Annotated in this window: 7 protein-coding genes; all 7 read right to left on the bottom strand. The window is 47.1% G+C overall.

Translation table 11 applies throughout. The features are described 5' to 3' along the window. Window positions 1-7 precede the first annotated feature (7 nt). Window positions 8-2047 carry a beta-galactosidase gene (locus AB4114_RS15385; protein ID WP_441989221.1) on the bottom strand — a complete coding sequence of 680 codons (2040 nt, stop codon included), beginning with the start codon at window positions 2045-2047 and terminating at the stop codon, window positions 8-10. Continuing rightward, the gene (locus AB4114_RS15380) at window positions 2044-4137 is read right to left on the bottom strand and encodes a hypothetical protein (protein ID WP_441989220.1); all 2094 of its coding nucleotides are present in this window, start codon (window positions 4135-4137) and stop codon (window positions 2044-2046) included. Before AB4114_RS15380 ends, AB4114_RS15385 begins: the two co-directional genes overlap by 4 nt. Continuing rightward, window positions 4092-7169 (bottom strand): glycosyl hydrolase 2 galactose-binding domain-containing protein, encoded by a 3078-nt coding sequence (locus AB4114_RS15375; RefSeq protein WP_441989219.1) that lies wholly within the window; start codon window positions 7167-7169, stop codon window positions 4092-4094. Before AB4114_RS15375 ends, AB4114_RS15380 begins: the two co-directional genes overlap by 46 nt. 43 nt (window positions 7170-7212) lie before the next feature. Beyond that, entirely contained in the window at window positions 7213-8868 is a 1656-nt protein-coding gene (locus tag AB4114_RS15370; protein WP_441989218.1) for a hypothetical protein, read from the bottom strand. 3 nt (window positions 8869-8871) lie between these two features. Next, window positions 8872-9720 carry a sugar phosphate isomerase/epimerase family protein gene (locus AB4114_RS15365; protein WP_441989217.1) on the bottom strand — a complete coding sequence of 283 codons (849 nt, stop codon included), beginning with the start codon at window positions 9718-9720 and terminating at the stop codon, window positions 8872-8874. After that, window positions 9717-10814: a Gfo/Idh/MocA family protein gene (locus AB4114_RS15360; RefSeq protein ID WP_441989216.1), complete on the bottom strand. Its 1098-nt coding sequence runs from the start codon at window positions 10812-10814 to the stop codon at window positions 9717-9719. The genes AB4114_RS15365 and AB4114_RS15360 overlap by 4 nt, the downstream gene beginning before the upstream one ends. Window positions 10815-11061: 247 nt before the next feature. Next, a complete protein-coding gene (locus AB4114_RS15355; RefSeq protein ID WP_441989215.1) occupies window positions 11062-13431 on the bottom strand; it encodes a glycoside hydrolase family 95 protein in 2370 nt (789 codons plus the stop codon). Window positions 13432-13438: the final 7 nt, after the last annotated feature.

Genomic DNA, 13438 nt, shown 5'->3' with positions numbered 1-13438 from the left:
AGCCATTTTACGCCTGCAGGATCAGGATACTCTTGGGCTCTAGCTCAATATCACCGCTGATGCTTAGATTGCTCAGCAGCTCCTTCTGAACGCTGCTGCCTACATTCATTTTTTGAATTTGTTCGGTGTGGTTCATAACAAAAGTAAAGCGATCTCCGTCTTTCTCGCGCTGCGTGACCTCAACTCCCGGCGGTGCGTCGTACAATTGTGAAATCCCTTTCCGTTCGCATAAAGCCTTGATCCATAGCTGCATAAATTCTCGACTTGGGTCTGTAGCTGCATACCATGCCTCGCCCTTCCCGAAGTGATGATAGGTCACGCACGGTGATCCGCGGTAGAAATCACGGTCGAATTCTGCGAGCGTTTCCGCTCCTTCCAGATGAACAATTTCACAAACTAAACCGCATTCATACGATGCTTGAAGCTTTCCAAACCCCTGCTTCATGACCATACCATTTCTTTGGTCTGGAAAAAGAGGATCGATTTCTTCTACCCAGATGCCCAGCAGCTTACGCAGCTCACCTGGATAACCACCAGGTGTAACCAAATCGTTTTCATTCACGATCCCGCTGTAAAACGAGGTCACAAACGTCCCGCCATTCGCTACAAAATGCTCCAGCTTTTGCGCGTACCCGGGTTTTACCATATAGAGCAATGGGGCCAGTACCAAATCGTATTGACTTAATTCCGTATCTACATGGATGAAATCTACTTGAATATGATTCTCGTAAAACGCATCATAATATTTTTGAATTTGATCTAAGTACTTGATATGAGCAGATGGTCCGCCACCAAGTTCTACAGACCACCAATTCTCCCAGTCAAACAAGATGCCGATTCTGCTCTTCACTCGCGAATCMAATAGACGATCGCCTAATTGCTGTAATTCCTTTCCGAGCTCCGCACATTCCTTGAAAACTCGCGTGTTCTCGTGGCCTGCGTGATCAATGACAGCTCCATGGAATTTCTCATACGCGCCAAGGGAGCGCCGCAATTGAAAGAACATAATGGACTCCGCACCACGGGCAATTGCCTGATAGCTCCTGAGCCGCATGACATCTGGGCGCTTGACGGGATTCACGGTTTTCCAGTTAATCACACTAGGACTTTGCTCCATTAACATAAATGGAGCGCCGTCTTTCAGTCCGCGCATGAGATCGTATCGGAGTGCCATATAGCTTTCCGGTGTATGATTCTCGGTGTAGATGTCCAGCGCCGCAATGTCTAAATGGGGTGCCCATTTGAAATAATCAAGCGGCTTGTAAGTCCCGTTTCCTTGGAAATTAGTCGTCACAATCGCATCGGGTATTTCAGCTTTGATGGCATTGTATTCGATCAGATAACAGTCTAGCCAGCTATCGGAGTTAAATCGGTAATAATCGAGCGTAATGCCTTGAAAAGCCGTTTGATCGGAATTTCCGCCTGACAGACCCTCGCTTAACGCGCTAGGGAGTACAATTTCATCCCAATCGTAAAATGTATGTCCCCAGAAGCGGGTATACCATGCTTGATTTAACTGCTCCAAAGTGCTGTAACGTATTTTCAACCAATCTCGAAACGCTTTCTCGCAATTCTTGCAGTAGCAGCGATTGCCAATTTCATTGTTTACGTGCCACAGCAGCAAAGCCGGATGATTTTTGTATCGTTCGGCCAGCTTCCGTGCCATGATTCCGGCAAAATGACGGAAGGTCGGGCTGTGCGGACAAGAATTATGTCGTCTGCCRTATGTTCTTTTTTTCCCATCAGAGGTCACGGTTAGAACATCCGGATATTTCCGCGCCATCCAAGCCGGATGTGCAGCCGTACTTGTTCCCATGCACACTTGAACGCCATTGGCATGCAGCATATCCATCACTTCATCCAGCCAATCGAATCGGTAAGTCTCCTCATCCGGCTGATTCAAGGACCAAGAAAAAACATTGAGTGTTGCGATGTCGATACTGGCTAATTGAAACAGCCGCATATCTTCCTCCCATATTTTCTTCGGAAACTGTTCGGGGTTATAATCACCGCCGAATACTATTTTCCGGAACTTGCGGCTGATCATAGGTTAACCTCCAGTTTCACAGCATCTTGGAATCGCAAGCCATTATGCAGGACAAGAGCAGTCACCCAGGATGGGTTCCATTTATTGCTATGACCCCGGTGATGCCAGTAGGTTTGAAAAAACCCTTCTCCCTGCTCGCCAACAATAGTAAAATTCCATTCTCCGGACTTTGTGCATATTCCCTGTCCCATTGCATTGAATACCATTCGTCCTAATTGCTCATATTGGGTTTTTCCGGTTAACTGGCCGAAACGCCAAAATTCGAAGGTCGGAAAAAAAACATCAAGATGATGATTTTGCACACTGACTCCCGGCCAGCCTGTGGCGGTAAATCCCATGTTCCTGAACTGAGATCCCCGATCAAACACCGGGTTCCACATATATACAAAAGTAAGGAGCCAATCCGCCGATATTTCGGCCCATTCACAATAACGCTCATGATTGGTAAGCACAAATAATTCATAAGCAGCCAGAAAGAAGTACATGCCAGCTTCCTTATCCTCGCAGCTCGCATCGAGCGTAGAACGAGCAAACGGTCGTTCAAATGTCATGGCGTGCTGCTCGTAATAACACTGCATCATTTGCTCAGCAGCCTTCAAATACTTGATTTTACCTGTGACACGGTAAGTCTTTACAACAGCGATCAGACAAGGCAACCCAGCGGCTGTAATCCTATCTTCGGCCGAACGGCCATCGGACAGCCAGGCTGCTGGATAAATACCTGACGGCATGGCCGCGGTAAGGAAGAAGTCACTCGATTCTTCAACAGCCTTCACCCAGGAATTTGGCACTTCCCTGCCCATTTCCCGGAACAGAAGGATGACTTCCGCCAAATCAGCTATGCTTTCCCCGAGAGCTCGGCTGGAGACAACAGCCTGTTTATTCCACTTGAAGTCATCCCATTGCCCATCCGCTAGACGGTAAGAACTGTGCCTTATTCCCGAAACCTCAGTCCGACTTTCACGCAAATAAAAATCGATGGCCTGTTCACAACGGGCGATTCGTTCTTCCTCTTTGTGCATAAACCCTAGCTTGGCGTCGCACCATGCCAACTTCAAACATTGTCCAGTCCACCCGTACATATAGTGAAGCGGACGATTGGAAGCGTTACCGAAATCATTCGAATCCGTAAATTTCACGTATCCCGCGGCACCAAATTCATTTGTCCGCCATCTATCATCCATTGCGTTCTTCTTCAACTGGATCATCTCTTCGAGCGAGTGCGGATTTGCCCCTTTCGGCGCATACAGCTCTATGCCTTTCCGAACAATTTCGCGAAAACCTTGACCAGGATGAGCGACAGATCCCCAATCCAGAGCGTATTCTTTCGTTAAAGAAAACCCGGAAATGAAGTCCAAATAACCGCCGAGGTAAGGGGCTGTTTTGTTTTTACCGACATAATACATGTCTTTCTCACCATTAAACATCAGAACACCGCTCATAGCAGCTAGAATCATTCTCTGTTCCTCTTGAACCGCTCCAAGTGAGCCGTAGTGCACAACGCCATCCGCTGTTTCCTTGTACGCAGGTAACGAAAACAAAGAAAAAAAGCGAGCTTCTGCAGCATCGTTCCATGCCACATTCACGCAAGGGATCGGTAATCGATGTTCCTCGCATATCAAACCTTTATCCTTACCTAATCCAAGTCGCGGAACAACACGGCTCGGATCTGAGGAAGGATTATTGTTGTAAATGAGATGAGGAATGGTCACCATTTCATTGCTCATCTTTGGCAGTGCGAAATGAAGTCCTATCGCTACATCACGCAGGATCCCATGCGTCAAATTTTTCCAAGTCGCATTCATTTTTAGTACATGATGCTCATCGAAGGTTAACTCCATCGTAAACGTTAACGCTTTCAATGATCCGCGGAACCGAATCAAGTTGGGTCCTGCAGTGATTTGTACACCCTCTAACCCTACAAAATCTGAACGCCACGGTCTTCCAGTGGAAAAGCTCAGCATCTCATTCAAATATCCTGAGAAATGAGGGGACTGTTCTCCCTTGTTTTGCAAAATAAGCTGAATGCCTTTAGGCGTACGCGTTATAGCTGCCCGTTTTTGCTTATCTCGGCTAACAATGGTATACATGTGTCGTCCCCTCCTCTCTCGTTCAATATGGAGATCAAGAATCGATCCAATGTTGGGTTGAAACCTACTCTACCCGTAAGCGGCAAACAAACGAAGTAGAACTTCCCTTTACCAACTGGCTTCACTCCAATAACTGGCAGCTTTTTTTTGCCGTTCGGTTCTCCATGAGACTCATAGGCGAAAGCAATTGGATCAAATCCTTCTCCTTGCAAATAACAATTGGTTAGTCCATCTATCCTGTCATTCGTCAAGTTATAAAAATAGGAGAGATCATCCACTTTCATCCACTGCAAATGCGGATTCTCGGTTTGGGAGGCTAACGTGTACAATCCGCGTAATTTATTTGTTCGAACAAGCGTATTTTCGATCTCCCAAGGGTCACTGTCCGGACCGCGCAGAAGCAAAACGGCCGTGGCTCCTTGACGGACCTTCTCGAGAATGGATGTCTGATGACGGTGGAACGCTGCCTTAGAAGAAAGAAGAAGCGAGCCTTCTTTCTGTGTATCTCCGTCATACGATTTGCCTTCAATGTTTAGCAGGGAGCAAATCAGTTCGGCTTCGGCATCTAGATAAGCGATCTTCTGGGAATTCGGATTTTTCGTTTTGGCAAACGCCTCAAAAGAGAATCTTTCCTGATTGATCAACTCCCCGTTTTCATCCAGCAATACGACGTCCAAGTACAAATTCTGTCGATCTAGTACAGATGGAACTGAAAAACTTATTGTTCCTGCATATTTGGAACTCGCCATAGGTACAGAGCCTGTCATTTCGTAATTGCCGTAATCCCGATTATCGTCCCGAAGTGTAGCAATGAAACGGCACCGGTCATAATCTTTGGCTGTATCATTCAATATCCAGACTTCGATTTCCAGCGTTTCCCCTTCATACACCTTCCAACGGTCGCACCTTAAATGGATCCTTACCGGTTCCAAACATTCCTTATAGGTGAAGTAGGCTGGTTTCGGAATACGATCCACACCAACCAGGGCTTTCATCCAGCCTGCAGGCCATGCGTCAATGAGCAGATGAATGGCGGTTGAAACCACCAAATCGGCCCTTCTTCGCCATGCGTCTGTCATCAGCTTCGTCGCCAGACATTGGTGCTTTTGGCTAGCCTCGACCCATTCATGAATCGTAGACTGTTCTGCGAACCAATCGCCGTGCAAACCGTAGGTTTGAGCTCCAGTGATTTTGTTTGGCAGCCATTTCTCCGTCTCTGAGGAGGGAAGCCATTCGCTCGGGTAACGGCTCATCATCAATTGGACATGATCCAGTCCTTCCGTGCCATATTCTCCACAGCCTGCTTTCCATCCCGTCCGAATCGAAGGAAGGAAACCCTTATACATTTTACCTACGGATATCGTATTGTTCGTATACCACATGTTATAACAATGAAAATCGGGCAGTCCTTCATGGGTGGGAGGGTTGTAATCCCCGTCCGCGTTTTTGACTACACGATCCGGATTTTCAATGAAAATTGCCTGTCTAGCGGCAACGAAAAATGCTTCCAGCTCGTTCCGATGCAGATGACGGTGGCCTTTACGCCTCTTCTCCGTTCGGGAAGGTTCATTAATCAATGAAACCATGATCGACGATGGATGACTGCGGATCAGTCTCTCCATTTCCGCTGCTTGTCGGACGCCTTCTACAAATTGGTTGCGGCGGATAAATCCAAATGTTGGAAGATCACATTGATGCATCATGCCGAGCATATCGAAATAGTCATATATTTCTTCCTGAACAGGGCGTTGTGTTATACGGTAAAAGTTCAAATTAGCATATTTGGCGATCAAAATATCATCAATAAGCTGTTCGAAATCGTTGTTCATGACACATTGCTGCAAGTGCCCCATCTCATTGGCGCCTCTTAACATAATCGGCTGATTATTGAGATACAACGTTCCTTTCGGTGTGTCCGTTTCATCCATATGAAATTTGCGCATCCCGAAGGTTCGTTCTTGGGTATCCAAGCATTCTGATTGGCTCATTATCTGTGCACGAGCTATATATAAAAATGGTGTTTCCGGCTCCCACATCCAGAATGACGGAAAATCCACCTTGTAGCGATAATAATTAAGACCTGGACCAGCGTAAGCAGCTTGAAAAGAGATCGGCCCTAATCCTTCACTGGTAAAATTTTTAGGTAAGATTTCAAGAATCAATTCGAAATTTTCCTTAAGCATATTCGTCGTATTAACGACATCAATCCATACTTCCACGAAGCTGTCATCGATGTTAGGCCGAACAAAAATGTCCTGAATAAACAGCGTTGACCGCTCTTCCAAATACACCGAGTTATAAATACCGGCACCTGACGGACAATGACTCCATCCGCTGGATGAATTATCCCATCCTGGCCCAGTTGCTGCGTACATTTTATCTCCGTCCAGCTTCGTGCCGCCTACCCCCATCATTGGAAAGTCGTTTACTACTTCAACGACCAATGTGTTAAGGTCCTGCAGCAAGTCCGTCACGTCGAATTCAAAAGGTGCAAAGAGTCCCTCATGGCTGCCTATGCACTTACGATTGAGATATACGGTCGCTTTGTAGTCAACCCCTTTAAATACAAGGTAGACTCTCTTTCCAACAGGCACGGCTGAATAGGAAAACTCTCTGCGGTAAAACCCCGTCCATTTGCCGTTTTCACCCGTCGGCCCGCGGAAATCAGGAACCATCACATTCTCCCATTCCCCAGTTCCTTCCAGCACATTCGTAAAATCAGCATCCTCCGTTGCTTGATACCGAAATTGAAATTCCTTACATATTTGCCGTTTGCGTTTCATTGCGGAGGATGGAGCCAAATTTCTCATAAAAGGGCTGTACGTTTCACGCAACAGCTTCAAACCCTCATTGAAATCCGCGATTTGTTCCTCATAGGAGAGAACAGAAACGTTCTTTGCTCTTTCCGTACCCGGCGTGAAATATTTTTTCTCATAAGCCACGGGAGGAATCTCCCGCAATCCGTCTTTATTTCCGGGATGTTCGCGGAACGCAATCTCCGCAAACGGATCCTGATGTTTGATTGGCTCCAAACTTATCTCCCCTTCTGCGGAACCCATACCGCATAGATTCAACTCAACCAGCTGCGATTTCAAAATCGAGTGTGTACCCTTCCGTGTCCTTAGGGTACATCCTTACTTCTGTCGTGCTAAAGCGCTGTATCCAGCAGCGTTCTTCGCTCAAGAACGGTTCAACGATCTCTTGGATGCGTTCATCTAAGAAATTGTCCGTAACGTTCCATGTTCCGAAGCCCATTTTCCCGCTCGATCTTAGTTCTACCGGACAATCGGAGGGCAGCAGCCAATCGGCGATCACAACGACGCCTCCATTTTCAGCTCTTTTGACTACCGCCTGCAATGCTGCATTGGAGAGAGATGAGCCTCCCACCATTATCAATTTTGGACTTCCGAGCTGCTCTGCGCTCACTTGTTCGTCAAACACAATCACATTTTGAACAGGATAAAATAACGGATGAACTCTTCTTCCATCGCTGGAAACATACCCATGTTCTAATGGAAATTGTTCGTAGGCTACATTACTTTTCAATTCATGTCTCGGAAAGTCGTAGCCTGGGATATGCATGCAGCTGCCGTGAGCAGGTATTGCACCTCTGCTGAGCAAATGCCAGATGTGAAACACACTTTGGGAACCACCCAAATCAGTGAGTGTCCGATTGCCGAACAATCTTTCATTTTGGCCGTAATTGCTGTCATCTGAATGAATGATGACGATATCCGGATTTGCTTGTGAATGGTGCCAAGACAAGGTATGTTCAGGTATGAATTTATGAACGAACTCTTTCCATACATCTCCGAATTCAGTTGTTTCAAATCCTGTATGACGATGTTTCATTAAAACATCGATATTTTCTACGAACAGATGGGATGGTCCCATTAAGTAGCCCAGCCTTAATGCTGATGCGAATTCCTGCGGAGAATGCCCAGGGAATCCTTGAAAGCGGGTGAACCACTCTCCTGTATCCGGCCCCCACAAGTCGGCGCATATCCATAGCGCTCTGCCATATTGTTTGGCCGCTCCCAAAGCGGTGGATAACTGCAAGGATTGAAACGATTCCTTCATGATCTTAGGGCAAATGTCCATCCCCGCTCTGGCAACCGTATGAAACATAGTTGGAAATACATGCTCCGCAATCAATGGCATGGATGTGCGGGATGCTCCATTTTGTTCTAAAACGTTTTGTACATGCTGGACATGTGACCGAATCGACCGCTCAACCTTGGCGCGCGACTCTGCCAAGTCCCTTGCATCGGTGCTGCCCCAATGCGGGAACCAGCCATCATGCCGATATTGTCCGGCGTTTATTTGCAAATGTTCAGGTTCATCATACAGAAGTCCGATACACCGTCCCGAATTTGCGGCCTGCACAATCGCCTTATCGGGCAGGTCGTACCGGTTCGTTCCTTCCGTCCATGGCCCGTTTATATTTCCGTATTCATTGCCGAGGCAGATGTCTAATCCCGCTTCCGCGATATCCGTCAAGAGTTCTGAATACCCTTTCATTTCTGGAATCACATGATGAACATAAAAGTCCGCGTCTAACTCTTTTAGAGCTCGAAGAAATTGATCAGGCTCTGGCTTTGGATCTTGAGACGGACTGAGACTCCCYGTTCCAGTCCTCATAATAAGCTCAGAAGCATCTCCTGCCCATGAATCCTGCCATGCAACAACTGGGCCCTGTATGCCTAATTTCGGTTTATGCGTCATAGACATTCTTCACGTCCTAACTGCGCTCTCAAAGGATTTGCGGATCAAATCCAAACATTCCGCTACTTCTTCCGGCTTTGCATGCTCCAGAATCAACGGGACATCCGGCAATCGACTGGCAAGCAACGCTGCATACACATGCCAGTCTGCTTGCCCCGCCCCTACCCGAGGTGTCGTGAATACGCCGTCATAGTAGAGCGTGTCTTTGGCATGCGCAATCGGAGAATAGGTAGCAATGCAGTCGAAAATATTCGACATAGCCGCTTCCTGTCCGCTCAAATCTTCTTGCGTCAAATAATTGAATGGATCCATAATGAGCGCCAACCCTTCGGTCCCAAGCTGTTTCATCATTCGGACACCTTGCTCAGGACTCGCCAGCACATTAAGTGCAAATCCTTCGATGACTAATACCGCATCTTTCTTCACTGCTCGGTTCCGTAAACGGTCAATGATGTTCAGCAGTTCATTCCAGGCTTCAGGAGTCCGATTACCTTCAAAATCACGCCAAGCATTGGTAGGGTGAAGACTTCCCGTTTCCGTCGCGATATACCGTGTTCCATAGGCCGAACATAGGTCGATCATCTTCTCTAGCTGTTTTAGCTTATCTTCCCGTTTCTGAAGGTTCGGATTCAATAAATTGGTATAGGCCGACAAACCTACGATGGAAATCCCTTTTTTCTCAAAGATGGCTCGAATTTTTTCAGCTCGTGTCAGTGAAAATGGTTCATCATCCATAACCTGCATAGCCTGCTTGGGGTCGATTTGTACATAAGTCAACCCATGTTTGCAAGCGTCCTCGGCGATAGCTTCCGCGCTCCAGCCTAAGTATATGTAACTCATAAAACCGAGTTTGTTCATAATCCATCGCTTCCTTTCAGCACGTCGCTTCTTTCCACTACACAGCCTTCTTGGCTGGAAATAACCATGGATGTCGTCATAGCAACCGTTTGTAAGTTATCTTCCGAAGTAACCGGCGGACGCTTGCCTTCCTCCAGGGCAGTCATGAATGCAAGCATGGACCCTGCGAAGGCGTCCGGGAACCATGTTCCTTTCAGCTTAATCTCATGTACAACGTTTTTGTGCTTATTTAACGCCATATAGAGCGTTTCTTGCGTACACCAGAGGCTCCCTTCCGTCCCGTCAATCCACCATGTGTTGCTATGTGAACGGTTTGCTTTGGCAATATTGTTAAAAAGCAGCGAAGCCATGAGCTGGTTTCGTCCCCCTTTTGGACCAAACTCGACATTAGCTGAATAGATCAGAGGGTCAATCGCGTTTTGCTGCTTCAATTGAGCTGTCGTGCAGTGTACTCGAGACCACTCTTCTTCTGGGTTAGGATTGAAATATCGGCATAAATCCACATAGTGGACACCGTGATCGACAATATTGAAATTAGGCATGTTCGTCCACCACTTACCGGCTTGGTCTTGGAACGAACGCATCTCATGATGGATGCTGTATACCTCACCGATGAGATCCTGTTCAAGGAGCATTTTCAGCGCTTTATGAGCCGGAGCCCAACGAGCCTGCTGGTTGACGCTAAGTACGATACCCAGTCGGTTTACTTCTTGACTAAGCACTTGAGCGTGCTCTAAATTTAGAGCTAATGGCTTTTGGCATAACACAGGCCTAGGTGCCTTGCCAATCAGTTTCAGCACTTCAAGTCTTGGTTCTGGATGGATCGCTAAATCTATGAGACCAACTTCATCATTTTGCAATAATTCATTAACATCAGTCGTCCAATGCGGTATATCAAATTTTTGTGCTGTCATGCGAGCCGCTTCCTCGTTAACATCACAGACAGCCGCAATATGCAAGCCATATTTACGATAAGCGGGCAAATGCGCTGTATTCGCTATGGTACCGCAGCCAATCAAGCCGATTCCGTATTTCTTCAAGTCCGGAATATGCTGCTTTCTTGGCAAATAATCCTCTGGTCTAATGAATTCCATGGTATCACCTCTTAATTACTACATTACATCACTACGAAAAAACATTTATAGGCTGTTCATGCTTTTTTTAGGGAGCATTCAACCACATCGATAGGATCTTTTGCTCGCCATATATCATCCTATATTCCATGATAAGTAACACAGTGGTGCAGTCGTAGGCAAGAAAAAACCACCGAACGCTATGCGCAAGGTGGTCTACTCAAATAATTAATTGCATGGAACATCAACTTTGCAACTGTGAATACAATCATGAATGACGAACCAATGTCCCTATTTGCGCTTTGCTTTGCTTCTCCGCAATCAGCAAGTAGGTTTTCCCCGCTACCGCGTTAAACTTTGTTAGAAACTCCGACGTAATGGTTTCAACCGGTTTTCCATCCGTTTCCACAATAAGAGCCGATTGCGGACGTCTGCACGTTACTGTGCATAATTGGCTTTTCGTCGCTTTAATGACGCAGTGGGTTAGTTCGCCATCCTCCCACTCCATCTCGATCTCGAAGCCTCCACGGGCGCGAAAACCACTGATTCTACCTCGCTGCCAAGCCTTAGGCAATGACGGTAGCAGCGCAATCTCCCCACGGTGCGATTGCAGGAGCATTTCGGCAATTCCCGCTGTTGCACCGAAATTTCCATCAATCTGAAACGGCGGATGATTGTCAAATAAATTCGGCAGTGTCGAGAGGGAAAGCAGTAAGCGAAGATGCTCATAGGATTGTTCCCCATCCTCCAAACGAGCAAAGAAATTAATGATCCAAGCCCGGCTCCAGCCTGTTTGTCCGCCCCCATTCTCCAACCGGCGCTCCAGTGTCCGTTTGGCCGCTTCCGCCCACTCCGGCGTGTGCCTTGGATGAATGATTTCTCCTGGATGGAGCGCGAACAAATGTGATATGTGGCGATGGCCCGGATGAACTTCATTCCAATCCTCCACCCACTCCTGCAGCTGTCCGTGCTTGCCGATTTGCGGCGCCGGCAGCTTACGCAGCGTAAGTTCCCATTTCTGCCGAATCGTCTCGTCCGTTCGAAGTATGCCCGCAGCTTCCATACACGAACTGAGCAATGTATAGATGATTTGGGTATCCATGGAAGGACCTATACTCAGACATCCTACGCTTCCGTCAGGGCCGATAAATTTATTTTCAGGAGAAGTAGAAGGCCCGGTAACGAGACGCCCCTTTTCGTCTTCAAACAAATAGTCCAGGAAGAATTCAGCCGCTTCCTTCATTACCGGATACGCCCGTTCACGAAGAAATTGTTCATCCAAGCCGAACCGGTAATGCTCCCAGAGATGCAGTGATAACCAAGCGGCACCCATTGGCCAAATTGAACCTGGAATATGATTCCCTTCAATTTGCGTGGATCCCCACATATCGGTATTATGGTGAGCGACGAATCCATTGCATCCGTATACCTTCTGCGCTGTTTTCCTGCCATGTGGCCGCATACGATCGATCAAATCAAACAACGGCTCATGGCATTCGGACAAATTGCAAACTTCCGCAGGCCAGTAATTCATCTCCGTGTTAATATTGATTGTGTATTTTGACTCCCATGGGGGTGTAAAACTTTCATTCCATATGCCCTGTAAATTCGCAGGATTTGAACCAGGGCGGGAACTAGCCATAAGCAAATAACGGCCGTATTGGAAAAACAGAGAAATAAGCCCCGGATCTTCGCCACCGTCTTTGTACCGTTGAAGTCTGACATCCGTTGGCAGTACTTCGATTTCACTTGCATCTTTAGGACGTCCCAACTCCAGCTTTACTCGACCAAATTTGGACGCATGATCCGAAATGTGATCCTGCTTGACCCGTTCGTATCCCTTACTTGCCGCATGAACCAACTGTTGAATACACTCGGCTTGGGGGTCCTCATGACGGAAGGTTGTTGCTGCCGAAAGATAAATGGTAACCGCTTCCGCCTGTTGAACAGTGAGGAAATCACCGATTACTTCCACCGTTCCGCCTTCTGGTACGGCTTTCACTGCCGTGCAGTATGTCACACCGTTTTTCCCGCTTTCACCACTCATCACCAAAGTATCGTTGTCGACCCTATGCGTACCTTCGTCAAAAGGTCTGCGACTCAAATGCATTCGGAGATTTAAGGTTGCAGGTCGATTGCAGGTGATTCTGAGCACCAACACCTGATCGACCGCACTGCTGAACAATTCCCTTTCATGCAAAACATCGTTTAAACAATAGTTTACATGGGCGATACCCTGCTCAATGTCCAGATCCCTATAATAATTGGAAATCATCTTTTTCTCCCCGTCGTGATAAAAGTGCAAATCACCTAACGGCTGATACGGACGCAAAGACTTTGGATTGGACATGAGTCCCATTTGTGCCAGTTCTTCTGCTTCTATTTGTTTCCCTTTTTGTAACAAACGGCGTACTTCCGGAAAATATTTTCGACCGTCAGGATTATCTCCGTTGACCGGCCCGCCGTACCAAACGGAGTCTTCGTTCAGCTGCAGCCGTTCTTGATTCACTTTCCCGAATACCATAGCACCCAGACGCCCATTTCCAATAGGCAGTGCATCATTCCATGTTTTTGCTGGTTTTTCATACCATAGCTTTGAAGTCTTTGAAGTACCCGTTGATTTCCGTAATGGTTCCAATGACATC

Origin of the sequence: Paenibacillus sp. 2RAB27 (assembly GCF_052115445.1) — a bacterium.
Taxonomy (GTDB): Bacteria; Bacillota; Bacilli; order Paenibacillales; family NBRC-103111; genus Paenibacillus_E.
This window is presented reverse-complemented; position numbering and strand designations above follow the sequence as displayed.